Genomic DNA, 26,770 nt, shown 5'->3' with positions numbered 1-26,770 from the left:
AAAAAATGTTAAGCACTGAATCCTTGGAAAAAATAAATCGAGAGATTGCAAAATACCCTACTGACCAGAAACAATCGGCAGTCATGTCCGCACTTGCTATTGCGCAGGATGAGAAAGGCTGGCTCGCTACCGAAACCATGGATTTCATTGCCAAATATTTAGGTATGCCAGCTATTGCAGTATATGAAGTTGCAACGTTTTACAACATGTACAATTTGAAGCCGGTAGGTAAATATAAGCTTACAGTATGTACTAATCTACCGTGTGCTTTGTCGGGTGGAAATGATGCAGCGAATTATTTAAAGCAAAAGCTTGGAGTAGGATTTAATGAAACATCTGCTGATGGACTCTTCACCCTAAAGGAAGGAGAGTGTATGGGGGCGTGCGGAGATGCTCCCGTTTTGCTGGTTAATAACAAGCAAATGTGTAGTTTTATGTCCAATGAGCAAATAGATCAATTGCTGGAGGAATTGCGCAAATGACTCAGTCTGTTCAAGTGATTCTGGCCGATGTGAATCCCACTGATCCTGAGAACTGGAGATTGAAAAGCTATCTTAAGCGTGATGGTTACGCTGCTCTCAAAAAAATTATTGCAAATAAGATACCACCTGAAAATGTCATTGAAGAGGTTAAAAAGTCTGCATTGCGAGGTCGTGGGGGTGCAGGATTCCCAACAGGCTTGAAATGGAGTTTCATGCCCCGTCAATACGAAGGGGATAAGTATCTGGTATGCAATTCAGATGAAGGTGAGCCGGGTACATTTAAAGATCGCGACATCATGCGATACAATCCGCATATCTTGATTGAAGGTATGGCGATTGCCGCTTATGCCATGGGGGCTAAAACGGGTTACAACTATGTTCATGGTGAAATCTGGGAGACCTATGAGCGCATGGAAGAGGCTGTCGAAGAAGCACGCCTAGCTGGTTTTCTTGGGAACAATATTCTAGGTTCGGATTTTAGCTTCCAGCTTTATAATCACCACGGCTATGGCGCGTATATTTGCGGTGAAGAGACGGCATTACTCGAATCTATAGAAGGCAAAAAGGGACAGCCTCGCTTCAAGCCCCCGTTTCCTGCAAGCTATGGTCTTTACGGTAAACCAACAACTATCAACAATACCGAAACATTTGCTTCAGTGCCTTGGATCATCCGTCATGGTGGAGAGAAATACTTACAGTTAGGAAAACCCAACAATGGCGGCACTAAGATTTTTTCGATATCAGGTCATGTTAATAAACCAGGAAATTATGAAGTGCCCCTAGGCATCCCTTTTGCGGAACTATTAGAAATGGCAGGGGGTATGCGCGGTGGCAGAAAGCTAAAAGGGTGTATTCCAGGAGGGTCTTCGATGCCTGTTCTGCCGGGTGATGTGATGATGAAAACGGATATGGATTATGACTCAATCGCTAAAGCTGGGTCAATGCTCGGTTCCGGCGCGGTAATTATCATGGACGACACAACCTGCATGGTGAGAGCGCTGGAGCGCCTATCTTATTTTTATTATGAAGAATCCTGCGGTCAGTGCACGCCGTGTAGGGAAGGAACAGGCTGGCTTTATCGTATTATCAATCGTATAGAGCACGGGAAAGGCAGGCCTGAAGATCTGGATCTGCTCGACAATCTGGCTGACAATATTCAAGGGCGCACCATTTGCGCATTAGGTGATGCAGCGGCAATGCCCGTGCGCGCAATGCTGCAGCATTTTCGAGATGAGTTTGTGTATCACATTGAGCATAAGAAATGTATGGTGTGATGAGCACTAACTCGATATGTTTTTTTTATGTGTGATTAATCCGAGAGTTTGTAATCGATGATCAATATCGAAATCAATGGTAAGCAAGTAACTGTACCCAAAGGTGGCACCGTAATGGACGGTGCAAGACAGCTCGGGATTTATATTCCTCATTTTTGCTATCACAAAAAGTTGTCGATCGCTGCGAATTGCCGCATGTGCTTGGTACAAGTAGAGAAAGCACCTAAGCCCTTACCTGCTTGCGCGACACCAGCAACGGAAGGAATGAAAGTCTATACGCACTCTCAGCAGGCAGTAACGGCGCAAAAAGGTGTAATGGAGTTTCTGCTTATCAACCATCCGCTGGATTGCCCCATTTGTGATCAAGGTGGTGAATGTCAATTACAAGATCTGGCGGTTGGTTATGGAGCCAGTGAATCCCGTTACCAGGAAGCAAAACGGGTGGTCACAAATAAAAACCTGGGCCCGCTTATTTCAACAGATATGACGCGCTGCATACATTGCACACGTTGTGTACGTTTTGGTCAGGAAATTGCAGGGATCATGGAATTAGGCCAGGCAGGTCGTGGTGAGCATTCAGAAATTTTGGCGTTCGTTGGGAAAACGGTTGATTCAGAATTATCAGGTAATGTAATAGACCTTTGTCCAGTAGGTGCTCTGGTCAGTAAACCATTCCGTTATTCTGCCCGTACTTGGGAGTTATCGCGCAGAAAATCGATCAGCCCTCATTGCGGTTTAGGTAGTAACTTAATTGTGCAGGTAAAAATAGACAGGGTAATGCGAGTCTTACCCCGCGAGAATGAAGAAATTAACGAATGCTGGTTATCGGATAAAGATCGTTTTTCCTACGAAGGATTAAATTCGGAAGATCGTTTGACCACTCCCATGATCAAGCGTAATGGTCAATGGCATTCGTGTGATTGGCCGGAAGCACTGATATTTACTGTTGATGGCTTAAAATCAGTGATGGAAAGACACGGTGCAAAGGGTATCGGAGCTTTAGGATCGGCTCATAGCACCTTGGAAGAGCTCTTTTTATTACAAAAATTAATACGAGCGCTAGGGGGTGGAAATATAGATCATCGTGTGCGCCAAGCGGATTTCCGGGCTGATAGCAACCTTCAGGGAGTGCCATGGCTAGGTATGAACATCGCTGATGTTCAACAATTGAAATCAGTTCTGATCATTGGCAGTACCTTACGCAAAGATCATCCTCTTCTGGCTCATCGTTTTCGGCAAGCAGTGAAAAATGGAGCGCAACTCAACATTATTAATCCGATGGACGATGATCTATTAATGAGAGTCGCGAATCGTGCAATCATTGCACCTTCTGAAATGGTGAATATGTTGGCGCGAGTTCTTAAAGCGATGATTGAGGCTAAATCTAGCGAAGGGATTTCTAAGCATATCATGCAGTCACTGGAAGCAGTGAACGTTACTGATGAGGCACAAACAATTGCAAATAGCATGCTGACTAATAGTCCTGCTGCAATTTTTCTGGGGAATATAGCTCAACATCATCCATCCTATGCAGATATCCATGCGATCGCACAAGTAATTGCCAAATTAGCAGGAGCGAGCTTTGGATTTCTCGGTGAGGCTGCAAACAGTGTAGGTGCATATCTCGCAGGAGCCATTCCAAATCAAGGTGTATTGGGATCTGAGATCAAGCATGCTGAGCCTCCATTCAATGCAGCGCAAATGCTTGGTAATAGCCCGAATAACGCTGTACCTCCTTGCAAGGCTTACATACTCATGAATCTGGAACCGGAACTTGATGCATATAATCCGCAGCAAGCGATGAAAGTAATTGACAATGCTGAATTTGTTGTTTCTCTGAGCTCTTTTAGAGGCAATATTACCAATTATGCGGATGTGATTTTGCCTATTGCTCCCTTTACTGAAACTTCTGGAACATTTGTGAATACAGAGGGGCGGGTGCAAAGTTTCAACGGTGTAGTTTCACCATTGGGAGATACACGTCCTGGCTGGAAAGTTTTGCGAGTACTGGGTAATTTGTTGCAGTTAGATGGCTTTGATTACGAAACATCGGAGCAAATTCGCGCACAGGTTATTCCAGCTGAAGATGTCATCACAAGATATCTTAATAATGATTTAAAAGATTACGCGATAAATATACCTTCCGAGGAAATGATTGGTTTGCAGCGCATTGGAGAAGTTCCAATTTATCAAGCAGATCCCATTGTGCGACGTGCTGAATCTTTGCAGCTGACTAGTGATGCGGCACCACCGAAAGTATGGTTACCCACTGTATTGCTTGAGCAGCTTAATGTGAACGAAGGCGAGATAGTTAGATTAAAACAGGGTGATGGTGAAGTACAGCTTGAAGTAGCGTGTGATGATGAGCTACCTTTCAATTGTGTGCGTGTAGCTTCCGCGCATTCCAATACTATAGCCCTCGGTGCGTTGTTTGGAGAAATTTCAGTAGAAAAATTATAAAAATACGAGTGAGATTCGTTGATGGACTATACACAACAGCTGTTTGAGCAGATGTTTGGTGCTGACTGGGGCATGACAGCTTTTATTTTGGCAAAGAACATTTTCTATATTTTTGTGATTGTTGTGCCATTGCTTTTAGCGGTTGCCTATCTCACATTTGCTGAGCGTAAGATTATCGCTTATATGCAGATTAGGGTAGGGCCCAATCGAGTAACCTTTTTCGGAATTCCATGGTTGCGTGGATGGGGACAGCCTATCGCAGATGCGGTAAAGGCGATCATGAAAGAGATCATTATTCCCACTGGCGCCAACAAGTTCTTGTTTCTGCTTGCACCTATTATTACGATCGCACCCGCCCTAGCAGCATGGGCAGTAGTACCTTTTTCACCTGAACTCGTGCTTGCTGATATCAATGCTGGTCTGCTCTATATTTTAGCGATGACTTCGTTGGGCGTTTATGGTGTGATTATAGCTGGATGGGCTTCTAATTCTAAATATGCGTTCTTGGGATCGATGCGATCTGCGGCACAGCTTGTTTCATATGAGCTGGCGATGGGTTTTGCGCTGGTTTGTGTATTAATGATGTCTCAAAGCTTGAATTTAGGAGATATCGTTAAGGGCCAACAAGGTGATAGTTTTCTGAATTGGTACCTGATTCCTTTATTTCCAATGTTCTTGGTTTATTTTATCTCTGGTGTGGCCGAGACAAATCGTGCTCCATTCGATGTCGCTGAGGGTGAATCAGAAATTGTTGCGGGATTCCATGTTGACTATTCAGGAATGGCATTTACTGTCTTTTTCTTGGCAGAATATGCCAATATGATACTGGTTGCGACGCTTACCAGTATCATGTTTTTAGGTGGCTGGCTTCCTCCATTGAATATTGCACCGTTTACCTTTATACCCGGAATAGTATGGTTGTTATTGAAAATAGCGTTTATGTTATTTTTCTTTTTGTGGTTCCGCGCTACTTTTCCGCGTTATCGCTATGATCAGATTATGCGTCTTGGCTGGAAGATTTTTATTCCGATTACTTTGATATGGATTCTTATATTGGGCGTACTGTTGCAGCTACCTGACTCAAGTAAAGAATTATTCCCACTGAACCTATGGTTTAAATAAAGGGAGGAAGAGAAATGGAACGTATTAAACATTTTTTAAAATCATTTCTGCTGTTTGAATTATTAAAAGGAATGAAAGTTACTGGGCGCTATCTATTTGCGCCTAAGATCACGGTACATTATCCAGAGGAAAAAACGCCCCAATCGCCGCGATTCCGTGGATTGCATGCGCTGCGTCGTTATCCTAATGGAGAGGAGCGTTGTATTGCTTGTAAACTGTGTGAGGCGGTATGCCCCGCTTTGGCAATTACCATTGAATCAGACCAGCGAGAAGATGGAACTCGACGTACGACTCGATATGATATTGATCTAATAAAGTGTATATTTTGTGGCTTTTGCGAGGAAGCGTGCCCGGTCGATGCAATTGTTGAAACACGGGTGCTTGAATACCACGGGGAGATACGTGGTGATCTGACCTATACGAAAGAAATGCTTCTTGCAGTTGGGGATCGTTATGAGGAGCAGATCGCGAAAGACAAAGAAGCCGATGCACCTTACCGATAAACATACAAATTAAGACACTCATGAATTTTCAGGATCTTATATTTTATTTTTTTTCTGGAGTATTAGTGTTGTCTGCGCTAGGGGTAATTACCCTACGTAATCCAGTATATGCTGCATTGTTGTTAGTACTCGCTTTTTTTACTTCTGCTGGAATATGGTTGCTTTTGGAAGCTGAGTTTCTTGCGATTACATTAGTATTAGTTTATGTAGGCGCTGTAATGGTTTTATTCCTATTCGTAGTCATGATGCTGGATATTAATCTTGATCGTTTACGTGAAGGTTTTTGGAAATGGTTTCCATTTGGCGCATTACTATCGTTAGTTTTAGCTATTGAAATGGGTATGGTTTTGATGGGAAGGCAGTTCAATCTGGATAATATGCCAATTCCCCAACCGCACCAGGCTGATTATAGTAATACCAAAGAATTAGGGCGTTTGATATATACCGAGTATGTTTATGCATTTGAATTGGCGGCAGTTATTTTATTGGTAGCAATGGTGGCAGCGATTGCGCTTACTTTACGTTATCGTACCGATAAAAAATCACCAAATCCTTCAAAACAAGTTGCTGTAAAACGAGAAGATCGGTTACGAATAATTTCTATGCCTTCTGAGAATAAAGAATAAAAGTTGTAACACAGATATAAAAATAAAACCATTTATCATATATATTCAGATTAAAAGGTGGTTAGTTGATATCGTTATCTCATTATCTCGTACTTGGTGCAATATTGTTTGCGATAGGCGTGGTTGGTATTTTTCTCAATAGAAAAAATGTGATTATTCTATTGATGTCTATCGAATTAATGCTGTTGGCAGTCAATATAAACTTTGTTGCTTTCTCTCATTTTCTCCAAGATACAGCAGGGCAGATTTTTGTTTTTTTTATCCTTACCGTGGCAGCAGCGGAAGCGGCTATTGGGCTTGCAATACTGGTAGTGCTTTTTCGTAATTTGCGTACCATTAATGTGGATGATCTTGATGAGCTGAAAGGCTAAGAAGGGGAGCATTTGCCTCTTGACAGAATACAAAACTGTTTGATAACTGACAATTAATATTTTATAACATAGATGGAAAAACTTTATTTACTGGTCCCGCTGGCACCACTTATGGGTGCAATCATTGCAGGACTATTCGGTCGTTTTATAGGCACAATTTGGAGTCATCGAACGACTATATTATTAGTTTTCATATCTCTAATCGCCTCTTTAGTTATTTTTGTCGATGTTTACCAAGGTAATACATATAACGGTAGTGTGTATACATGGATGGTATTGGGCGAAATTCATTTCGAGATTGGATTTTTAATTGATTTGCTTACCGCTACTATGATGGTAGTGGTAACTTTAGTATCGTTGATGGTACATATCTACACCATTGGTTATATGCATGGTGACCCTGGGTATCAGCGATTTTTTAGTTATATTTCGCTGTTTACTTTTTCCATGCTGATGTTGGTGATGTCTAATAACTTCTTACAGCTTTTCTTTGGCTGGGAAGCGGTAGGGCTTGTTTCCTATTTACTTATCGGTTTCTGGTATACGCGCCCCACTGCGATATATGCCAACTTGAAAGCCTTTCTGGTTAACCGGGTGGGTGATTTCGGTTTTTTGCTGGGCATTGCTTTAGTCCTGATGTATTTTGGAACACTTGATTACGAAATCGTATTCGCTCATGCAAATCATATGGCTGCGCATTCCATAGAAATCATACCGGGACAATCCTGGATGTTGATGACAGTCATATGTCTCTTGTTATTTGTTGGTGCTATGGGAAAGTCTGCTCAATTCCCTTTACATGTGTGGTTACCTGATTCGATGGAAGGCCCTACGCCGATATCCGCTTTGATACATGCTGCTACCATGGTAACCGCCGGTATCTTTATGGTTGCCCGGATGTCACCTTTATTTGAATTGTCTGAAGCAGCGCTATCAACAATCCTGGTAATAGGTGGTATTACTACCTTATTTATGGCGTTGGTTGCCGTGGTACAAAATGACATTAAACGTGTAGTTGCTTTTTCTACATTATCGCAGCTTGGTTACATGACTGTTGCATTAGGCGCATCGGCTTATTCGATCGCTATTTTCCATCTCATGACTCACGCTTTCTTCAAGGCGGTACTGTTTCTTGGTGCAGGCTCAGTGATTATAGCAATGCACCATGAGCAAGATATGCGCCAGATGGGAGGATTAAAAAAGTACATGCCCATTACTTACTGGACAATGTTCATTGCTGCACTAGCAAGTGCAGGTGTACCCGGTTTTTCGGGATTTTTCTCTAAAGATGCGATTATCGAAGCAGTGAAATTTGCAAATATTCCAGGTGCTGAGTTCGCTCATTTTTGTGTACTCGCAACAGTATTTGTTACTGCACTTTATACTTTCCGCTTAATGTTCATGACATTTCATGGTGAAACGCGAATGGATGCCCATACGCGGGACCATTTGCATGAATCACCACGGGTTGTAACGGTACCGCTCATAGTATTGGCGATACCAACTGTTGCTGCTGGCTGGCTGATAGGAACAATGGTATTCGGTGATTATTTTGCAGGAGCTATTAAGATACTTCCGGCACATGGAGCGATTGCAAAATTAGAAGCAGAATTTACAGGGGTCATAGGAATGATGTTGCATGCGTTCTCAACCGCACCTTTCTGGCTTTCACTAGGTGGAATCCTCACTGCTTGGTTTTTATATTTATATAAAACTGAATTACCTGCCAAAATCAAGAGATTATCAGGTCCAATCTATACTTTGCTCGATCGCAAATATTATATCGATGAGATTTATTCATGGCTATTTGCAGGTGGGACGCGCGCGCTAGGAACTGCTTTGTGGAAAATCGGTGATGTCAAAATCATTGATGGTTTCTTTGTCAATGGAACAGCACGTGTAGTTGCTTTGACAGCTTCTGTGACACGACGTTTTCAATCAGGCTACATTTATCATTATGCATTTACCATGATTGTAGGTGTCTTCATTTTAATGAGTTTGTGGCTTTTCTATTTCTGAAAAGAAATAGTGTGAAAAAAGAATACAAAGTACCAGATGGTAGTTTTCATGGTGCTCTAAAAAAACAAAAACGCATTTACATGTAAACGAAATGGAATAATCATGTTGGTTGGATTCCCACTATTAAGTTTAGTTATCTGGTTGCCTATTATCTTTGGCCTGATTGTTTTGGCAATTGGCAGTGATCGTAATCCCTTATTAGCACGTTGGCTCTCCCTCGTAGGATCAATAATCGGCTTCATTGTAGCGCTACCGCTTTATATGCGCTTTGATCCTACATTGAGTACGATGCAATTTGTAGAGAAATATGTTTGGTTTGAGCGGCTGAATGTTCATTATCATGTGGGTATTGATGGTATCTCAATGCCACTGATTTTACTGAACTGCTTTATTACGCCTTTAATTGTAATAGCCGGATGGGAAGTCATTCGTGAACGTATTTCCCAGTATTTAGGTGCTTTCCTGATTATGTCAGGGATAGTCAACGGTGTATTCGCTTCATTGGATGCAGTACTTTTCTATACTTTCTGGGAAGCCTCGCTGATTCCCATGTTCATTATTATTGGTGTCTGGGGTGGTCCCAACAGAGTATATGCAGCAATCAAATTCTTTCTATATACATTGCTGGGCTCACTGTTGATGTTAATTGCCCTGATTTACCTGTATCACGTGTCCGGTGGCAGTTTCTCAATACTGGATTATCACCAGTTACCGCTCGCAATGACACCGCAAATACTAATATTTGTCGCCTTCTTACTCGCATTTGCAGTCAAAGTACCGATGTGGCCGGTACATACCTGGTTACCGGATGCGCATGTTGAAGCACCAACCGGTGGATCGGTCGTGTTGGCTGCAATATTATTGAAGCTAGGTGGTTATGGTTTTCTGCGATTTTCGCTGCCAATTGCACCTGATGCGAGTTTATATCTTGCTGATTTGATGATCCTGCTGTCGTTGGTTGCAGTGGTATATATTGGATTAGTAGCATTGATGCAACAAGATATGAAAAAGCTTATTGCTTATTCCTCGGTATCTCACATGGGTTTTGTAACACTCGGTTTTTTTCTATTGAATGATCTTGGAATAGAAGGTGCCATGGTACAGATGATTTCGCATGGATTCATTTCCGGTGCGATGTTTTTGTGCGTAGGTGTTTTATATGACAGATTGCACTCACGTCAGATTGCCGATTATGGCGGTGTGATTAATAAAATGCCAATATTTGCTGCTTTCTTCATGTTATTCGCCATGGCTAATTCAGGTTTACCTGGTACGAGTGGTTTCGTAGGAGAATTCATGGTAATTATGGGTACTATTCAAGTCAATTTCTGGTATGCATTTTTTGCTGCTATGACACTTATTCTAGGAGCCTCTTATACACTGTGGATGTATAAACGTGTCATATTTGGCGCTGTGGCAAATGCAAATGTAGAAGCATTAGAAGATATTTCTAAACGTGAATTTATGTTATTAGCAATTCTGGCATTAGCAGTATTATGGTTAGGGGTATACCCGCTTCCGTTAACTGAGATAATGCAAGCTACCATTGGTAACTTGCTGGAACATATGACAATTAGCAAATTATAAAAATTTTAACAACATATTTGGATTAACTCCCCAGAATTTGAGGACAATTAATGGATTTTCTACCGCCTGATTTTACTCCTGCTTATCCAGAGATATTTTTGCTGGTAATGGTATGCGTAGTTATGCTTGTTGATCTGATTGTGGGAGAAAAGAGACGTTATTTTGCTTTTTTTCTGGCACAATTTGCGCTGATTGGTTGCGCAGTACTCACGTTTACTACTTTTTCTTCAAATAGTAATCATACCTTTTCGGGTATGTTTGTTGATGATGCATTGTCAGACATACTCAAATTGATGGTTTACGCCACTGTGGCTGTCGTATTGATCTACTCGCGCATCTACATCGGCGTGCGAGGCATGTTTAAAGGTGAATTTTTTAGTCTTGCCTTGTTTGCGACGCTTGGAATGATGGTCATGATTTCGGCCAGTCATTTCATGACCCTCTATTTGGGATTGGAGCTGCTTTCACTTTCTCTTTATGCAATGGTAGCTTTGCAGCGAGATTCAACGGCTGCCACTGAAGCTGCCATGAAATTTTTTGTATTAGGTGCGCTTGCTTCAGGTTTTTTACTGTATGGCATGTCCATGGTTTATGGTGCAACAGGTACCTTGCATACTACCAAGCTAGCAGAGATTATCCAATCAGGCTCGATTGATCATGCTGTATTGATTATAGGCTTGGTGTTTATTGTTGCAGGAATCGCCTTTAAGCTCTACGCAGCTCCTTTTCATATGTGGGCACCAGATGTTTATCAGGGTGCACCTACAGCGGTGACACTATTTGTGGGTTCCGCTCCCAATCTAGCGGGTTTTGCTTTCGTTATGAGATTGCTGGTTGATGGATTAGGAGAGTTGGTAACCGACTGGCAGGGTATGTTAGTCATTCTAGCGGTGGCATCTATGGTCATTGGTAACCTCGTTGCTATCGTGCAAACCAACATTAAACGGATGTTAGCCTATTCGACTATATCGCATATGGGTTTTGTGTTGCTTGGCTTTATTGCTGCTGGAGAAAATGGTTATAGCTCATCATTATTTTACGTTGTGGCTTATGTATTAATGACGTTAGGTGCGTTTGGCATCATCATGATGCTTTCACGAGAAGGCTTTGAGTCTGAGAATATCAGTGATTTGAAAGGACTGAATCAGCGTAATCCTTGGCTGGCGTTGATCATGATGTTCTTAATGCTTTCTATGGCGGGTATTCCCCCGATGATTGGTTTTTATGCAAAATTAGCTGTTCTGCAAGCTGTATTAGGTGTTGGTTATATATGGCTGGCTGTAGTAGCTGTGATGCTTTCATTGATTGGTGCATTTTATTATTTACGTATTATTAAATTTATGTATTTCGATGCCCCTGAAACTGATATGCCCATTTTGTCTGGACTGGATATCAAGGTTTTGATCAGTATTAATGGTTTAGCAGTGATCATGCTGGGTATTTTTCCTCAAACACTCATGGGGCTGAGTCTTTATGCTATTCAGCAGTAAATGCATAGCCAAAACTTTGTAACTATCAATCTTAATGCTGATTACTTAACATTTTCTAATCTGTGTAGATATTTTGCTGTGGCAAAAAGTCAGTTTGAAGTAGCTATAGCACCCAAAGCTTTAATCTCTTCAAAATTAAATCCCCTTTTTGGGGGAAAAGAACGAAGGATTGGTTAAGAAAACAAACAGTTTAAGGTACCCAAAAATGCTCCGCCAAAAAATGTAGCGGAGCATTTTAAATTTTATGGCTTGCTATAGCTAATGCGATAAATGGCACCAGCTTGATCGTCAGAAACTAATAGAGCACCATCCGGCATTACGAGTACATCCACTGGTTTTCCCCAGGCGCTCCCGTTTTCTAACCAACCAGTTGCAAATACCTCTTTTTTGAGCATTTTGTTGTTATCGATGTGTATCCATTCCAACTGATGTCCAGTTTGTGTTCGCTGATTTACAGAGCCATGCTCAGCAATGATAATTTGGTTTTTGAATTCATTTGGAAACATGTTTCCTGTATAAAATCGCATTCCCATTGGTGATACATTCGCCTCCAACCCAATAGCTGGTGGAGTTGATTGCTCACAGCCACGCTTTGCTCCGAATTTGATATCAAGAATATTATTAGCATGACAGTAGGGGAAACCAAAATGCATACCTTTACTAGGTGCATGATTAAGCTCATCAGGTGGCAATTTGCCACTCATCCAGTGCCTTCCAATATCTGTAAACCATAGCTCTTTAGTTTCAGGATGCCAGTCGAATCCAACAGAATTGCGCACGCCTTGAGCAAAAATTTCATAGTTACTTCCATCAGGCATAATACGTGAGATGAGTGCATATCGAGATTGATCTGCTTCACAAGCATCACAAGGGGCGCCCACTGAGACGTAGAGTAAATTGTCAGGACCAAAGGCTATAAAACGCCATCCATGGAACGTCTCTTTGGGAAAGCTATTAGTTACAACTATGGGTTGAGGCGGCTGCTCAAGATTTTCTTCAATTTGATCATAACGAAGAATACGATCTACTGCTGCAACATACAATGCTCCTTGATGAAATGCCACACCAGAAGGAAGTTTAAGCTTGCTGGCAATAATTCTAACTTGTCGTTTACCATGATGATCCGTGATAGCATAAACATTACCCGCAGATTTCGATCCGACAAATACAGTTCCTTTGTCGCCTATTGCTAGAGCGCGTGCGTCAGGTACCTTCGCCCATAAGCTGATGGAAAAGCCAGGTGGCAATTTGATTTTTTCCAGGGGCAACTCTGTATCGTCTGCAACAGCTTGTATGCTATTGCAAAAAATAAGGATAAAAAGTAATAAAAATAGCGATAATTTCATAACTTGAGTTTCGTGGGGTAGTGGTTGTGTTGATTAGAAATTTTCTGATTAATAAATAAAACTTAAGGAGCCAATTATTTCTGTTTGTTGCTTTAATTAGCAACTTGAAATTTATCAATTTACCCCCACAATGTTACCGCATTTTTTAAGGAGAAAACTATGCAGGCTGCAATAAACAAAGAACATATGAGTTTTCAGGCTGAGGCTAAACAGCTTTTAAAGCTGATGATTCATTCCTTATACAGCAATAAGGAAATATTTTTACGTGAGTTGATTTCTAATGCGTCAGACGCAGCTGATAAGCTACGTTTCGAAGGATTAACAGATATTGCTTTGTATGAGTCTGACTCTGATCTAAAAATTCGTGTTAGTTATGATAAAGAAGCACGCACAGTTACTATTTCTGATAATGGTATCGGCATGTCCAGGCAGGAGGTCATCGATAACATCGGTACCATTGCTAAATCAGGAACGCGCGAATTTTTCAATTCATTAACTGGAGATCAAGCTAAAGATGCGCATTTGATCGGACAGTTTGGCGTGGGATTTTATTCTGCGTTTATCATAGCGGATAAAGTGACACTTATTACGCGTCGTGCTGGTTTGACGGCTGAACATGGTGTGCAGTGGGAATCTACCGGCGAAGGAGATTACACGCTGGAGACAGTTGAGAAGAAAGATCGTGGCACTCAAATAATTTTGCATTTACGAGAAAATGAAGATGAGCTTTTGAGTGGTTTAAGAATACGATCGATCATTCGCAGATATTCTGATCACATTACCTTGCCTATTGTGATGAAAAAGGAAGAATGGTCACAAGAAAATAATGAATATAAAATTACCGATGAAGATGAAACTATCAATCAAGCAAGTGCTTTATGGGCACGTTCTAAAAGTGAAATTACAAAGGAGCAATACGAAGAATTCTATAAACATGTAGCTCACGATTTTGAACCACCGCTGGCTTATGTTCATGCCAAGGTAGAAGGCAAACAGGAGTACACACAATTACTTTACATCCCATCACGCGCACCATTTGATTTATTTGATCGCGAACGTCGGCATGGTATTAAATTGTATGTTAAACGCGTTTTTATCATGGATGACGCGGAAAAATTGCTACCCAATTACTTGCGTTTTGTACGTGGAATCATTGATTCTAATGATTTACCGCTAAATGTTTCGCGTGAAATCCTGCAAGAGTCAAAAGATATTGATAATATCAGAGCAGGGTCAGTGAAAAAAATTCTTGGGTTGGTCGAAGATCTTGCCAATAGCGATAATGAAGAAGATCACGAGAAATTCAAGACTTTCTGGAAAGAATTTGGCCAGGTATTGAAGGAAGGTGTAGGTGAAGATTACACCAACCGAGAGCGTATCGCTAAATTACTTCGCTTCGTTTCAACGCATAGTGATACTGACGAGCAAACAGTTTCACTTGATGACTATGTTGCTCGCATGAAAGAAGGGCAAGAAAAAATCTATTACGTGACTGCTGATAATCTAAAAGCTGCTCGAAGCAGTCCACATCTGGAGATATTCCGCAAAAAAGGAATTGAGGTCTTACTGCTGTCTGAGCGTGTGGACGAATGGCTGGTTGCCAATCTACCTGAGCATGCTGGAAAACCACTTCAGTCAGTTGCCAAAGGTAGTCTTGATCTCGGTAAATTAGAAGACGAAGCAGAAAAAGAAGAACAAGAAAAAGAAGCGGACGAGTACAAGGAGCTTACCTCGAAAATGAAAGAAGTATTGGGTGAGCGAATCAAGGATGTACGGGTTACATTCCGTTTGACCGAATCGCCCGCTTGTTTGGTGGTAGATACGTTTGACATGAGCGGCAATCTGGAACGGCTGCTTAAATCTGCAGGTCAGAAGGTGCCCAATACCAAACCTATTTTAGAAATTAATCCGTATCACCCGATGGTGCAACGCCTAAAATTCGAAGAAGCAAAATTTTCTGATTGGAGTAATATTCTCTTCGATCAGGCATTACTCGCTGAAGGCGGTCAACTCGAGGATCCAGCATCTTTTGTCAAAAGACTCAATGATTTGCTTTTGCAAAATGTGCTAAGCGGAAAATAATAAATAAATGGAGGGGTGCGCGATTTTGTTGGCTACCCTCCGCTAGTTCGTCAAAGGTTTAAGCGTGTAGTTTGAAGTGGAGGAAAGAATGAGTGAGGCAAAGGCAGGCTTGGAATCCCGATTAATGAAGGATTATCAGGCAAGATTGGTCACACCATTTGCTGTATTGGGTATCTGTACGGAAGAAGATTGGTTGACCGATATCGATTATCTACCATTGGATATTCCTCCACTCGCACCAACTAATCCGTTGGCAGAAGAAGTTTGCCGGCAACTGCTAGCCTATCTGGATGATCCGGCATTTGTTTTTGATCTGTCACTTCATATCGGGGGTACCCATCATCAAAAGCGAGTATGGGAAGCCATTCGGCAAATCCCATGTGGATCAACGCGTAGCTATGCCGATATCGCCCATCAATTACATTCTGCACCCCGTGCAGTTGGGCAAGCATGCGGTGCAAATCGTCTTCCCATCGTTGTGCCCTGTCATCGTGTCATCGCCAAGAACGGTGGCCTGGGAGGCTTCATGCACGCAAGCGATGGTATGCCGCTTAATATCAAACGCTGGCTCCTTAACCATGAATGCGCATGAATTTATCTGATGTAAATGCAAAGTTATTAGATGAATTCTCCGATGCACTGTGGCTCGAAGATGGTTTATCACCTAACACGCTGGCAAGCTATCGCAGTGACTTGGGGCAATTAGGCGAATGGTTAGTTAAACAAAGCCAAGATCCACGATCGCTAATCGAAGCAACCCATTCTGATTTGTTGGCATTTCTAGCCAGCAGAGTTTCTTCTCTGGCCAAAGCCAGTACGACAAGTCGTGAATTATCAAGTATGAAGCGATTTTATCGCTTCTTGCTGCGCCAGGGGAAAATCAGAATTGATCCCTCTCTCAATATCGAGAGCCCTAAACTACCACGCTCTTTACCTGAGAGCTTAACTGAAGCAGAAGTTGAAACATTGCTCAGTGCACCAGATATCACGCAGCCATTGGGCTTGCGTGACCGTGCGATGCTGGAGGTACTTTATGCCACAGGACTACGTGTATCTGAGCTCGTGAGCCTTAGAGTTGCTCAAGTCAACTCGGATATGGGTATAGTGCGTGTCATGGGGAAAGGCAGCAAGGAACGCTTGGTACCTCTTGGTGAAGAAGCACTTTACTGGGTCAACGATTATGTCAAAAAGGCTCGTCCATTTCTGTTGAATAATAAAGTGACAGACAAATTATTTGTGACTGCCCGCAGTGATACCATGACACGCCAAACTTTCTGGTATCTAATTAAGCGTCATGCCCAGCAGGCCGGTATCGTTAAATCACTATCACCCCATACTTTGCGCCATGCGTTTGCAACACATCTTCTCAATCATGGTGCCGATCTGCGAGTTGTCCAGCTATTACTGGGGCACGCAGATATTTCTACTACACAGATTTATACTCATGTTGCCAGGGAAAGATTAAAACAACTGCATGCTAAACATCATCCTCGAGGCTAGTCTGTGCTTAAACCTAAAAACCGCAGTTGGACGGGGTGGAGCGTGTGGTGATCCAGGTGCGAGGCAAGGCGCGATGAGGCCGCAGGGCCGTCCCCTGCAACGAAGAGCAACGCCGCATTCGTGCCTGGAGCGACACATGATGCACCTCGTAGCGGCTTCACCATTCTGGTGAATGAGAAAATTTCTAAAATGCTTCTATATATCATGGACTTAACTCTCCAATCAAGCGGTCAACTGCGGTATTTAGGTTAAATACCCAATGAGTGCAGTGTATTGCTTAATAGACAGGGATTATTACCACGCATTAGGTAACTTCTGTACTTTATGATTGTTGTGTCTTATCTAGTTCTCGAATCAACTTCTTTTAGTCAGCAACAGAAAAATAGTCGCACTTGTCAGCAGCAAAAAAGCTGCAAGCGACCAATCTGGAATAGTAAGTGACAGCAACTGCCAGCTGACATCTGCGCAGTCGCCATTGGCTTCGAACATACTAGGCCACCACTCAGCGATGGGTAATGCATTCAGAAAAGCCTCCTCTGGGCTGATGCCACACTCAAAGGAGTCAGGATAGCGTATCAGCCAGACATGACGACCTGCAATGATGGCACCAAGCAGAGCAAAGATGAGCATTAGACTGCCATATATCCTGCGCGCGATTTTCTGGGGATTATGCAGGAAAGCAAATAGTGCAGTCAGCCCGACGCACCAATAAGCGATTCGTTGTGCTACACAAAGGGGGCATGGCAGTAATCCTTCTACCCATTGCAGATAGAGCGCATAGCCAATCAAGCCTGCGCAACTCAGAAAAATCAGTAAGAAGATGATTCGCATCGGTTTGTTTCTTTAAGGCATTTCAGTTGAAAATAATTAGGGGATATTTAAGCGATAGGTAATTTTATGAAAATAATATTTCAAGATATGGTGGTATCAGATTGCTGACAGTCAATGGTTTTAGTTTTCTTTCGCATACTGCCACTGATTATTTTATATTCGAGCAGACGGCATTCCAAAGCACCGTTAAATAATGGGATACGACGTGATGCAGTCAGTCGTATTAATTTGGGCAAGAGCGGATCGGCAGTAAAAATATAAGCGTTCCAACCAGAGAATTTCTTTTTCAGCACATCTCCTAGCTTGGGATAAAGTTGTGCAAGCGCTTGCTGCTCACCGATACGTACCCCATAAGGAGGATTGGTCACGATAATCCCACTTGCGGCTGGGGCAGCTATTTCCAGCACATTGGCCTGTTTCAAGCTGACGACATCGATCAATCCAGCGGCAGTCAGATTGTTGCGAGCATGAGCGAGTGCATAGCCGTATAAATCACTACCAAAAATGAGCTGAGGTGTAAGAGGGAGTTGTTGAGCCTGAGCTGATCGTTTAAGCTGTTCCCATAATACAGCATCCAGTAGTTTAAATTTCTCAAATGCAAAATGCCGTCCTGAACCGGGTGCAATGCGACATGCCATCTGGGCTGCTTCCATTAAGAATGTACCACTACCACACATCGGATCAAGTAGCGGAATACCGGGTTGCCAGCCAGTAAGGTATAAAATGCCTGCTGCTAAATTTTCACGTAAGGGCGCTTCTCCAGCGTTCTTCCTTAGGCCACGTTTAAACAGCGCCTCGCCTGAGGTATCAAGATAGAGGGTAAACGTCTGTCCATCAAGAAAACCATGAATACGAATGGCAGGGTTGACGGTATCGACATTCGGGCGCTGACCGCAAACGTCACGGAATTTGTCACAAACGGCATCCTTGATTTTTAGCGTGACGAAATCCAGGCTGCGCAGTGGGCATTTTATTGCGGCCAAATTAACCCGTATAGACAGTTCCGGGCCAAACCATTTATGCCACGGTAGCGCATGAGTGATGTTATAAATATCAGCTTCATTATGGTAGGGTTGACTGGCAATTTGCCATAGGATACGACTAGCAACACGGCTTTCCAGGTTAGCACGATAACAGATGCGCCAATCACCTTGGAACGTAACACCACCGTGTAACGTTTGAATAGCTGCAGCACCGAGTTGTGCCAGCTCACTGACGAGCACAGATTCAAGACCGCGAGGGCAGGGTGCAAAGAAATGCTGAAATATCATGTGGTAAATTAATTAGTTGACGCCGCTTTTTATTTTCCTGTCCATACCGCATAGGCAAACAACAGCCAGGCACTCATGTAAGAAAGACCTCCGAATGGCGCGACTACGCCCAGTCCACGTATTCCGGTGACAGTTATGATATAAAGCGTACCTGAAAATAACACGATACCAGTAAACATCAACCAGCCTGACAACTTCAATAGTCGCGATTGTGGCAAATTGAATAACAATACCAATCCAACTAAGATAAGCCCTAGCGCATGATAGAAATGATATTGCACGCTGGTTTGGAAGATAGTGAGCATATCGGTAGTAAGTGTATGTTTCAAGCCATGCGCGCTTAAAGCACCGAGAAGAACGCATAAAAATGCATTGATCGAACCAAGTGTAAGAAAGATTCTGGGCATTATTAGTTAAATTCCTTTTAAATTTGTAAATAAATAAAAATTAGGCAAATCTTTATCAGTGAGATAGCACCGCCACAGTCTGCATCAACTATTACTAAATTGTCTATCAACACCTATTTTCCTGTTTCAGTTACCCTGGCTTGAGCCCATCCTTTAGCAAAAGTGATCCGGATATCATCGGTCGAATGAATTTGTTTCCAGTCATGCACGATATACCCATCAGCTGTATATGTAATGCTATAACCACGCGCTAATACTGCTTGCGGACTGAGATGAGCGAGGTTCGCTTGTTGGCGCTGAAGATTATTTTCTAAAATTTCGATTCTATGCTTACCAGCGCGACGTAGCTGGAGCGCTATATCATATTGCTGCTTGAGCAGAATAGGAATATTGGGTGCGCTGGTATACATCCGCCGATTAAACTCATTTAGCTTCCAGCGGAATGTTTCCATATTCCTTAAGCAAGCATTTAAAAGTCTTTCCCGCAAGTGCTGAAGATGTTTTACTTGATTGAAAATACGATCGCCAGGGTGTTGCAGACGGTGCGTCAGCAAATCAATCATTTGCATGCGGCGCTCAATGCCACGTTGTATTCCATGCTGCATGCGATGATTTAAATGACGGAGGTGATTGGATATATCTTGAGCATTTGGAGAGATGATTTGTGCGGCGCCTGTAGGGGTAGGTGCGCGCACATCTGCGACAAAATCAGCAATAGTAAAGTCAGTTTCATGGCCAATACCCGTTACAATGGGAATAGAACAAACATAAATAGCTTGTGCGACAATTTCCTCATTGAATGCCCACAGATCTTCAATTGACCCGCCTCCACGGCAGAGGATCAACACATCACATTCCATCCGCTTCATGGCTAAGTGGATTGCTGCGGCTATTTTAGCAGCGGCACCTTCTCCCTGCACCGGAGCAGGATAAATAATTACGGGTAATGCAGGCATTCGACGCTGCAATGTGGTTAACACATCATGTAATGCAGCAGTATTGAGTGAGGTGATGATGCCGACTTGCCTGGGGAAAGTAGGCAGTGTTTTTTTGTGAGCTGGGTTGAATAGTCCTGCTTGTTCCAATTTAGCTTTGAGTCGTTCAAACGCTTCATAGAGTAATCCTAGCCCCGCGCGGCGAATGTTTTCAACGGTTAGTTGGAATTCACCCCGCGCTTCATAAAGTGTTGCCAAAGCGTGAACCTCGACTTGCATACCTTCTTTAGGTTGCCAGTTCAGATACTGATTTTTATGATGAAACATCACGCAGCGTACTTGAGCGTTGGCATCCTTAAGAGAAAAGTACCAGTGACCAGAATGGTATTGCTTAAGATTGGAAATTTCACCACTTACCCATAGGAGCGGCAGGGTATGTTCTAGTATTTCCCTTGCGCTCCGGTTTAATTCGGTGACACTTAATACTGATTGAAAGCCAATAGGCTGAAAAGAAAAGTTCATTTAATCATTTTACAATAATCCATATTTTTCTTAATTATTGTTTAATGAATAAAATATCTTTAAGAAAATAGTATGTTAAAGTAACATACTGTTGTTAAATGTTTTTATTGAAATAAAAAATTAGAAAATTAAAAAATAATGTTTTAATAAAATTATTTATTCATTATATTCATATATATAAACTTATCTACAAAAATTATAAATAAAAAAATATTTATATATTCTTGCTGAAAATATATTGTCACGATACATTACGGCCTGATTTACTTTCTAATCTTTATTTTTACTGTAGTGGGCACATCGAACTAGTCGTTCAATATCTAAGTATTCTTCACAATCTATCTGATTTATTGAACAATATATTTTGTAATTACAAAATATATTAAGTGCCACTATCTGGGAGGTTAACGCGTGATTTCAATTATTCAAGCTGCCGGTTGGCCGATATGGCCAATCATCTTTGCTTCTATTGTTGCAATTGCCATTATCGGCGAGCGTTTATGGAGTCTTCGTCTGAGCAAGGTCGCTCCAAGAGATTTGTTGTCAAGAGTATTACAGGAGTATCGTAGAACGGGAATAAACGCCGAGATGTTGTCACGCTTAGAGAATAATTCACCATTGGGACGCATTTTTGTAGCAGGGCTCAGAAATGTTGACAGTTCACGAGAAATTATGAAAGAGTCTATCGAAGAAGCTGGACGTGGAGTGGCGCATGAACTTGATCGTTATCTCACTACATTAGGAACTATTGCTTCCTTGAGTCCGTTAATGGGGTTATTCGGCACACTGATTGGTATGATCGAAATTTTTGGTTCCAATGCGCCTACAGGTAGTAATCCGGCACAACTTGCCCATGGTATATCGGTAGCATTGTATAATGCTGCCTTTGGCATACTTGTGGCGATACCCAGCATGATTTTCTACCGGCATTTTCGTGCCAAAGTAGATGCACTGGTCATGGAAATGGAATTGCAAGCTTTAAAACTGGTTGAAGTTGTCCACGGAGAGCGCCAAATTTAAACAAGATAAATATAGTAAGCTGTGACATAAGCTGAATTTGGTCGAGCTTTTTTGGGGTACCTTTTGCCACAACATCTTACTGTTTTTGTTTATAAGTTGTGCTTTCCTGTCTAATGTATGATTTAAAGGGATTGTTTTGTTAAATTGGGGTTGCTCCCTCATTACTGGGGGAGGGGGCTTTATTGGGGCACATCTAGTAAGGCTGCTGCTGGAACAAGGTGAGACAGTAAAAGTATTAGAGCTTGAAGATATCTCTCTATCGAGTGACGTGGAAGTAATACGAGGTTCTGTGACTGATGTTGATACGGTACGTCATGCCTTAAAAGGTGTGCAACGTCTCTATCACTTGGCGGGAAATTCAGATTTATGGGTGCAAGACAAACGCGTATTCAAGGTGTGAATTATGAAGGGACGTGTAAAGTATTGTCAGAGGCGGCACGAGCGGATCTGGACGTTGTGGTATATACTTCTACTGAGTCAATATTAACTGGTAAGCAACAAGGAGATCACCCTATTGATTCCTCGGTCAGGCGAGAGCTGAATGAAATGCCAGTACCTTATTGTCGTTCAAAATTTCTTGCGGAACAAACAGCATTCAACGCTGCAAGGAATGGATTGTCAGTAGTGATTGTTTCTCCGACATTACCTATAGGACCTGGAGATCGAAGGATTACGCCTCCCACGCGTATGATTCTGTATTTTTTAAATTGTAAAATACCTGCCTATCTTGATTGTAGATTTAATCTGGTTGATGTGCGGGATGTAGCCAAAGGACATATTCTGGCAGCTCAGTATGGCCGTCCAGGGGAGCGTTACATTTTGGGCAATGAGAATCTGACTTTGGGTGATTTATTGCTGTTGATTCAGGATATTACTGGATTGGCTATGCCAAAATTTCGCATTCCTCACTGGCTGACTCTAATTGTGAAAGCATTTTCTAAATTGACAGCTGACTATATTACTCATAAACCTCCCAGGGCACCATTGACAGGTGTCAGGCTCGCAGCTCGTTCCATGTCTTTCGAGAGTAATAAAACTGTGCAAGAATTGGGTTTTCAGCAAAGCTCAATACGTCAGGCCCTGATTGATCAAGTTGAATGGTTGGTTAAAGAAGGGTACGTGACGCGTACTCTACCACTACACAAAAATATGTGATGGATCATGTTTATTGATTTCTGTTTAGTCCATTCTGCCAAGTATTTTAATGGCTATATCCTAGCCAATCACTTTGGCAGGATAAAAAGCTGGTTCTGGATATGAGACAAAGTCATTTAGCTGTTATCTTGCTGTCTATCCTGGTCATTTTCTGTACAGGGTGCACTTCTACACCCAAAAATGAAAATGAGATGGAGGTAGCTGATCCTTATGAATCCATTAATCGTAAATCTTATTGGTTTACGGATGTGATTGACCGAAAGATTTTGGAGCCAGTGGCAGATGTTTATATAGAGCATGTTCCTAATGCAATACAGCGTCCTATTGGGAATTTTTATCGAAACCTTGCTTATCCAAATGTAGCATTGAATGCTTTTCTGCAGGGGAAAGTACGCCAGGGGTTCGAGGACAGCATGCGTTTCGTGATCAATTCGACCATCGGTATATTTGGACTCGCTGATATGGCAGGCCATATGGGTTTTAAGGAAAATGACGAGGATTTTGGGCAAACATTGGCTGTATGGGGGCTAAATAGCGGTTCTTATCTATTTGTTCCCATTCATGGACCAAGTAGTAGTCGAGATATCATGGATTTGCCGGTGAGTATCTTTACTGATGCTTTGTTTTACGCGAGTTATGTAATCAGTGGACCTGCGATAATCCCCATTCTATTTTTAAGATCTGTAGACAAACGCGCAAGACTTTCAGGGCCAATGAAAATTCGTGATCAATCGGCTTTGGATCCTTACTTGTTTGTACGCGAAGCTTATACACAGCAGCGTGAATTCCTGATTTATGATGGTAACCCTCCCACCGATCGTTATAATCATCTTTATATAGACATAGAAGAGGTGGATGATGAGAAAGAGGGGAATGATGTTGCTAAATAGATCAGTTTCTGGAGTGATTTGTTTTTGTAGCGATTCTTTTTTGTTGTGCTATAACCCAACTGGATATCAGAATTTTGTATTTAAGTTGAACAAAAAAGAGATCTTTAAAAATGACTATATTTCAATATGTTGAATAGAGGTTTTAATATTTATGTCTAGAATGTCACAACAAATCTTTGACTTTATAAACATAAAAAAGACAGCCCTGATGGGTCAATGGTTGAAATCAAGCAATTCAACTATAGACCAAGTTAATACGACAAAGCTGAGTAACGCAATCTCTTCAGCACGCAACGCATTAATTGACTCGCAAAAGAAAGATGGTCATTGGTGTTTTCCTTTAGAGGCAGATTGCACGATTCCTGCCGAATACATCCTCATGATGCATTTCATGGATGAAGTAGATATTGTCCTGGAAAACAAACTGGCTCGCTTTATTCGTGAACAACAAGATATGGCGCATGGAGGTTGGGGGCTTTATTATGGCAGTGCATGTGATCAAAGCTGTAGTGTCAAGGCTTATTATGCATTGAAGCTTGTTGGAGATTCTCCCGATGCGCCGCATATGGTGCGCGCCCGCTCTGCCATTCTGGCACATGGCGGGGCAGCACGTGCCAATGTGTTTACCCGATTATTGCTTGCCATGTATGGTCAGATACCCTGGCGGGGTGTTCCATTTGTTCCTGTTGAGATTATTTTGTTCCCGCGCTGGTTTCTTTTCCATCTCAGAAAAGTGGCATACTGGTCGCGTACTGTCATGATTCCGCTTTCTATTTTATGTTCCTTAAGAGCCAGGGCAGCTAATCCCAGGAACATTCATATCCGTGAATTATTTACGGTACCTCCCGAAGAGGAGCAAGACTATTTCCCAATCCGTACCTCGCTTAATCGATTTTTTTTGTATATGGAGCGCTTGGGCGCAAAACTTGAACCTCTGATTCCATCCTTTATACGGAAAAGGGCATTACGTCGTGCAGAGCAATGGGTAATCGAGCGACTCAACGGTGAGTGTGGTTTAGGCGCAATTTTCCCTGCCATGGTCAATGCCTATGAGGCATTAGCGTTACTTGGTTATGCTGACGATCATCCCTATCGCCGGCAATGCCGTTTAGCGCTTCAGGGTTTGCTGGTTGATGAAGGTGAACGTGCATGGTGCCAACCTTGCACCTCCCCGGTTTGGGACACCGTTTTGACCTGTCTTGCCTTACAAGAGGATCGCGAAGCTGATCAGCGACCTATTCGACGAGCCCTTGATTGGCTTATTCCTAATCAAATACTTGATGCTCCTGGGGATTGGCGTGAGAGTCGGCCAGATTTGCCAGGCGGTGGCTGGGCATTTCAGTATGCCAATCCACATTACCCGGATCTGGATGATACTGCAGCAGTTGCTTGGGCGTTGCATCAAGCTGGCTCCGTTGACTATCAAGAGAATATGAGGCGAGCAGCAGACTGGCTTGCAGGCATGCAATCAAGTAATGGTGGCTTTGCCGCCTTTGACATTGATAATACTTATTATTATCTGAATGAGGTTCCTTTTGCAGATCACGGTGCGTTACTTGATCCGCCCTCTAGTGACGTGACCGCTCGTTGTACCGGTTTTCTGGCGATGTATGGCGATCAGCGATATAAGCAAGTAGTGGAACGTGGTCTAGCCTATTTATTTAGCGAGCAAGAAACCAGTGGTGCTTGGTTTGGTCGATGGGGAAGTAATTACATTTATGGCACCTGGTCAGTGTTGGAAGCCCTGCGGCTAGCAAATGTTGATAAGGAGCATCCGGCTATTCGTAGTGCGGTTCAGTGGTTAAAATCTGTTCAGCGTGATGATGGTGGCTGGGGCGAAACCAATGATACCTATTTCGATCCGCAGCGCGCCGGACAATTAGAGCAGGGTACCTCGTTTCAGACTGCTTGGGCATTACTTGGTCTGATGGCTGCTGGAGAAGTACACAATCATGCAGTTGAGAAAGGGATTAAATATTTGATCAAGACGCAGAGTACTGATGGATTATGGTACGAGCCATGGTTTACGGCACCAGGCTTTCCTCGCGTGTTTTATTTGAAATATCATGGTTATTCAAAATATTTCCCCTTGTGGGCGTTGATACGATATCGTGCGCTGACTGGGAGAAATCCTTCGTGAGCCTGGTAGGCATTGTCACGGCAATGCGCGCGGAAGCAAAATGCATCACCCCACGCCGACTGCCTTTCAACGAAATGGTCCATCTCAGAGAAGGAACGGCAATCTGGGTATGTGGTATGGGGAGCAAAGCTGCCCGGCAAGCTGCAGCTGGATTGCGCGACCGAGGGGTATCAGCCCTCATGAGCTTTGGCGTAGCGGGTGCATTGGATGAAACTTTGCGTCCTGGTGATCTGGTTCTTCCTGAACGTATCCATGCGGAATATTCCCACCCCGTTGCCTTGGAATGGCGTGCCCGCATCATGCAGCATTTACCTGAACACGTGAAAATCGCGGGAGGCACCTTGGCTACCAGTCAGCAGGTGCTGACTTCGGAAGCCGAGAAACGGGAATTTTCTGCAAAAAATGGTGCCTGTGCTGTCGATATGGAAAGTGGGGCCATTGCCGAGATCGCAGCCAATGCGGGTATTCCCTTTGTAGCGGTACGTGCTATTACCGATCCTCTCGAGTTTTCCCCTCCACCCACCTTAATGGGTGCGGTCTATCCTGATGGCAGTGTGAACGTTCCCCACTTGCTGACATTGATTTTGCGCCGATCCGTCAATGTGAGTACCTTGCTGCGTCTTGCGCCGAGTATGCGTGCGGCCTGCGCTACGCTGCTATCGGTGGTAAAGCATGCGGATATCGAACTGGGTGGCACATTTTTACCTCAATATTGAACCTAAAAACCGCCATTGACC

23 protein-coding genes and 1 pseudogene are annotated in these 26,770 nt (G+C 42.8%); 18 read left to right on the top strand and 6 right to left on the bottom strand.

Going from position 1 to position 26,770, the window contains the following annotated elements; all coding sequences use genetic code 11:
- Positions 1 to 5: 5 nt before the first annotated feature.
- The 10 genes from nuoE to nuoN all read left to right on the top strand — a co-directional run bounded on the left by nuoE (position 6) and on the right by nuoN (position 11,934).
- Complete coding sequence (gene nuoE / locus BLV54_RS02420) at positions 6 to 482, top strand: NADH-quinone oxidoreductase subunit NuoE (RefSeq protein WP_090567253.1); 477 nt, start codon at positions 6 to 8, stop codon at positions 480 to 482.
- On the top strand, positions 479 to 1,756 hold the full coding sequence (gene nuoF, locus BLV54_RS02415; RefSeq protein WP_090567250.1) for an NADH-quinone oxidoreductase subunit NuoF: 1,278 nt from the start codon (positions 479 to 481) through the stop codon (positions 1,754 to 1,756). Before nuoE ends, nuoF begins: the two co-directional genes overlap by 4 nt.
- 57 nt (positions 1,757 to 1,813) lie before the next feature.
- Positions 1,814 to 4,216, top strand: a complete 2,403-nt coding sequence (gene nuoG, locus BLV54_RS02410) for an NADH-quinone oxidoreductase subunit NuoG (protein WP_090567247.1) — start codon at positions 1,814 to 1,816, stop codon at positions 4,214 to 4,216.
- 21 nt (positions 4,217 to 4,237) lie between these two features.
- Positions 4,238 to 5,338 carry an NADH-quinone oxidoreductase subunit NuoH gene (gene nuoH, locus BLV54_RS02405; RefSeq protein WP_090567243.1) on the top strand — a complete coding sequence of 367 codons (1,101 nt, stop codon included), beginning with the start codon at positions 4,238 to 4,240 and terminating at the stop codon, positions 5,336 to 5,338.
- A 14-nt stretch (positions 5,339 to 5,352) separates the two neighbouring features.
- A complete protein-coding gene (gene nuoI / locus BLV54_RS02400) occupies positions 5,353 to 5,841 on the top strand; it encodes an NADH-quinone oxidoreductase subunit NuoI (protein WP_090567240.1) in 489 nt (162 codons plus the stop codon).
- A gap of 20 nt (positions 5,842 to 5,861) precedes the next feature.
- Entirely contained in the window at positions 5,862 to 6,467 is a 606-nt protein-coding gene (locus BLV54_RS02395) for an NADH-quinone oxidoreductase subunit J (RefSeq protein ID WP_090567237.1), read from the top strand.
- Between the two features lie 65 nt (positions 6,468 to 6,532).
- Positions 6,533 to 6,838 carry an NADH-quinone oxidoreductase subunit NuoK gene (gene nuoK / locus BLV54_RS02390; RefSeq protein WP_090567235.1) on the top strand — a complete coding sequence of 102 codons (306 nt, stop codon included), beginning with the start codon at positions 6,533 to 6,535 and terminating at the stop codon, positions 6,836 to 6,838.
- Between the two features lie 72 nt (positions 6,839 to 6,910).
- Positions 6,911 to 8,857, top strand: coding sequence for an NADH-quinone oxidoreductase subunit L (nuoL, locus tag BLV54_RS02385; protein WP_090567232.1), 1,947 nt, complete (start codon positions 6,911 to 6,913; stop codon positions 8,855 to 8,857).
- A 102-nt stretch (positions 8,858 to 8,959) separates the two neighbouring features.
- Positions 8,960 to 10,444: an NADH-quinone oxidoreductase subunit M gene (locus BLV54_RS02380; RefSeq protein ID WP_090567229.1), complete on the top strand. Its 1,485-nt coding sequence runs from the start codon at positions 8,960 to 8,962 to the stop codon at positions 10,442 to 10,444.
- Positions 10,445 to 10,494: 50 nt separating this feature from the next.
- Complete coding sequence (gene nuoN, locus BLV54_RS02375) at positions 10,495 to 11,934, top strand: NADH-quinone oxidoreductase subunit NuoN (RefSeq protein WP_090567226.1); 1,440 nt, start codon at positions 10,495 to 10,497, stop codon at positions 11,932 to 11,934.
- Positions 11,935 to 12,176: 242 nt separating this feature from the next.
- Here nuoN and BLV54_RS02370 read toward each other — a convergent pair whose 3' ends face one another.
- A complete protein-coding gene (locus tag BLV54_RS02370; RefSeq protein WP_090567223.1) occupies positions 12,177 to 13,280 on the bottom strand; it encodes a PQQ-dependent sugar dehydrogenase in 1,104 nt (367 codons plus the stop codon).
- Between the two features lie 159 nt (positions 13,281 to 13,439).
- On the opposite strand from BLV54_RS02370, the gene htpG reads away from it, so the two are divergent.
- The 3 genes from htpG (at position 13,440) to xerD (ending at position 16,862) form a co-directional block, all read left to right on the top strand.
- The gene (gene htpG / locus BLV54_RS02365) at positions 13,440 to 15,362 is read left to right on the top strand and encodes a molecular chaperone HtpG (RefSeq protein WP_090567220.1); all 1,923 of its coding nucleotides are present in this window, start codon (positions 13,440 to 13,442) and stop codon (positions 15,360 to 15,362) included.
- Between the two features lie 88 nt (positions 15,363 to 15,450).
- Positions 15,451 to 15,954 carry a methylated-DNA--[protein]-cysteine S-methyltransferase gene (locus BLV54_RS02360; RefSeq protein WP_256329050.1) on the top strand — a complete coding sequence of 168 codons (504 nt, stop codon included), beginning with the start codon at positions 15,451 to 15,453 and terminating at the stop codon, positions 15,952 to 15,954.
- On the top strand, positions 15,951 to 16,862 hold the full coding sequence (gene xerD / locus BLV54_RS02355) for a site-specific tyrosine recombinase XerD (protein ID WP_090567217.1): 912 nt from the start codon (positions 15,951 to 15,953) through the stop codon (positions 16,860 to 16,862). The genes BLV54_RS02360 and xerD overlap by 4 nt, the downstream gene beginning before the upstream one ends.
- On the opposite strand, the gene BLV54_RS15385 is transcribed toward xerD, so the two are convergent.
- The 5 genes from BLV54_RS15385 to xseA form a co-directional block, all read right to left on the bottom strand.
- Entirely contained in the window at positions 16,859 to 17,068 is a 210-nt protein-coding gene (locus BLV54_RS15385; protein WP_143032394.1) for a hypothetical protein, read from the bottom strand. The two genes, xerD and BLV54_RS15385, sit on opposite strands and share 4 nt — an antisense overlap.
- Positions 17,069 to 17,216: 148 nt before the next feature.
- Positions 17,217 to 17,693, bottom strand: a complete 477-nt coding sequence (locus tag BLV54_RS02350; RefSeq protein WP_090567214.1) for a disulfide bond formation protein B — start codon at positions 17,691 to 17,693, stop codon at positions 17,217 to 17,219.
- Positions 17,694 to 17,773: 80 nt separating this feature from the next.
- Positions 17,774 to 18,964, bottom strand: a complete 1,191-nt coding sequence (locus BLV54_RS02345; RefSeq protein ID WP_090567211.1) for a THUMP domain-containing class I SAM-dependent RNA methyltransferase — start codon at positions 18,962 to 18,964, stop codon at positions 17,774 to 17,776.
- Positions 18,965 to 18,993: 29 nt separating this feature from the next.
- Positions 18,994 to 19,371, bottom strand: coding sequence for a DUF423 domain-containing protein (locus BLV54_RS02340; RefSeq protein WP_090567208.1), 378 nt, complete (start codon positions 19,369 to 19,371; stop codon positions 18,994 to 18,996).
- A gap of 113 nt (positions 19,372 to 19,484) precedes the next feature.
- The gene (gene xseA / locus BLV54_RS02335) at positions 19,485 to 20,828 is read right to left on the bottom strand and encodes an exodeoxyribonuclease VII large subunit (protein WP_090567205.1); all 1,344 of its coding nucleotides are present in this window, start codon (positions 20,826 to 20,828) and stop codon (positions 19,485 to 19,487) included.
- A gap of 411 nt (positions 20,829 to 21,239) precedes the next feature.
- On the opposite strand from xseA, the gene BLV54_RS02330 reads away from it, so the two are divergent.
- The 5 genes and pseudogenes from BLV54_RS02330 (at position 21,240) to BLV54_RS02305 (ending at position 26,749) form a co-directional block, all read left to right on the top strand.
- On the top strand, positions 21,240 to 21,848 hold the full coding sequence (locus BLV54_RS02330; protein ID WP_090567202.1) for a MotA/TolQ/ExbB proton channel family protein: 609 nt from the start codon (positions 21,240 to 21,242) through the stop codon (positions 21,846 to 21,848).
- A gap of 169 nt (positions 21,849 to 22,017) precedes the next feature.
- A pseudogene (locus BLV54_RS02320) lies at positions 22,018 to 23,003 on the top strand (NAD-dependent epimerase/dehydratase family protein); the annotation flags it as partial.
- Positions 23,004 to 23,104: 101 nt separating this feature from the next.
- Positions 23,105 to 23,893 carry an MlaA family lipoprotein gene (locus BLV54_RS02315; RefSeq protein ID WP_090567193.1) on the top strand — a complete coding sequence of 263 codons (789 nt, stop codon included), beginning with the start codon at positions 23,105 to 23,107 and terminating at the stop codon, positions 23,891 to 23,893.
- Positions 23,894 to 24,101: 208 nt separating this feature from the next.
- Positions 24,102 to 26,033, top strand: a complete 1,932-nt coding sequence (shc, locus tag BLV54_RS02310) for a squalene--hopene cyclase (protein WP_256329049.1) — start codon at positions 24,102 to 24,104, stop codon at positions 26,031 to 26,033.
- Positions 26,030 to 26,749: a phosphorylase family protein gene (locus tag BLV54_RS02305; RefSeq protein WP_090567189.1), complete on the top strand. Its 720-nt coding sequence runs from the start codon at positions 26,030 to 26,032 to the stop codon at positions 26,747 to 26,749. Before shc ends, BLV54_RS02305 begins: the two co-directional genes overlap by 4 nt.
- Positions 26,750 to 26,770: the final 21 nt, after the last annotated feature.

The sequence above is a fragment of the Nitrosomonas sp. Nm33 genome (genome assembly GCF_900107265.1).
Lineage (GTDB): Bacteria > Pseudomonadota > Gammaproteobacteria > Burkholderiales > Nitrosomonadaceae > Nitrosomonas.
This window is presented reverse-complemented; position numbering and strand designations above follow the sequence as displayed.

Excerpts from the sequence above, each read along its gene's own strand:
- BLV54_RS02345 (WP_090567211.1), bottom strand. The coding sequence starts at position 18,964 with ATGATATTTCAGCATTTCTTTGCACCCTGCCCTCGCGGTCTTGAATCT.
- htpG (WP_090567220.1), top strand. The coding sequence starts at position 13,440 with ATGCAGGCTGCAATAAACAAAGAACATATGAGTTTTCAGGCTGAGGCT.
- nuoI (WP_090567240.1), top strand. The coding sequence starts at position 5,353 with ATGGAACGTATTAAACATTTTTTAAAATCATTTCTGCTGTTTGAATTA.
- nuoG (WP_090567247.1), top strand. The coding sequence starts at position 1,814 with ATGATCAATATCGAAATCAATGGTAAGCAAGTAACTGTACCCAAAGGT.
- BLV54_RS02370 (WP_090567223.1), bottom strand. The coding sequence starts at position 13,280 with ATGAAATTATCGCTATTTTTATTACTTTTTATCCTTATTTTTTGCAAT.
- nuoF (WP_090567250.1), top strand. The coding sequence starts at position 479 with ATGACTCAGTCTGTTCAAGTGATTCTGGCCGATGTGAATCCCACTGAT.
- shc (WP_256329049.1), top strand. The coding sequence starts at position 24,102 with ATGGGTCAATGGTTGAAATCAAGCAATTCAACTATAGACCAAGTTAAT.
- nuoL (WP_090567232.1), top strand. The coding sequence starts at position 6,911 with ATGGAAAAACTTTATTTACTGGTCCCGCTGGCACCACTTATGGGTGCA.
- xerD (WP_090567217.1), top strand. The coding sequence starts at position 15,951 with ATGAATTTATCTGATGTAAATGCAAAGTTATTAGATGAATTCTCCGAT.
- nuoE (WP_090567253.1), top strand. The coding sequence starts at position 6 with ATGTTAAGCACTGAATCCTTGGAAAAAATAAATCGAGAGATTGCAAAA.
- BLV54_RS02360 (WP_256329050.1), top strand. The coding sequence starts at position 15,451 with ATGAGTGAGGCAAAGGCAGGCTTGGAATCCCGATTAATGAAGGATTAT.
- BLV54_RS02315 (WP_090567193.1), top strand. The coding sequence starts at position 23,105 with ATGAGACAAAGTCATTTAGCTGTTATCTTGCTGTCTATCCTGGTCATT.
- BLV54_RS15385 (WP_143032394.1), bottom strand. The coding sequence starts at position 17,068 with ATGATATATAGAAGCATTTTAGAAATTTTCTCATTCACCAGAATGGTG.
- nuoH (WP_090567243.1), top strand. The coding sequence starts at position 4,238 with ATGGACTATACACAACAGCTGTTTGAGCAGATGTTTGGTGCTGACTGG.
- xseA (WP_090567205.1), bottom strand. The coding sequence starts at position 20,828 with ATGAACTTTTCTTTTCAGCCTATTGGCTTTCAATCAGTATTAAGTGTC.
- nuoN (WP_090567226.1), top strand. The coding sequence starts at position 10,495 with ATGGATTTTCTACCGCCTGATTTTACTCCTGCTTATCCAGAGATATTT.
- BLV54_RS02380 (WP_090567229.1), top strand. The coding sequence starts at position 8,960 with ATGTTGGTTGGATTCCCACTATTAAGTTTAGTTATCTGGTTGCCTATT.
- BLV54_RS02395 (WP_090567237.1), top strand. The coding sequence starts at position 5,862 with ATGAATTTTCAGGATCTTATATTTTATTTTTTTTCTGGAGTATTAGTG.
- BLV54_RS02340 (WP_090567208.1), bottom strand. The coding sequence starts at position 19,371 with ATGCCCAGAATCTTTCTTACACTTGGTTCGATCAATGCATTTTTATGC.
- BLV54_RS02350 (WP_090567214.1), bottom strand. The coding sequence starts at position 17,693 with ATGCGAATCATCTTCTTACTGATTTTTCTGAGTTGCGCAGGCTTGATT.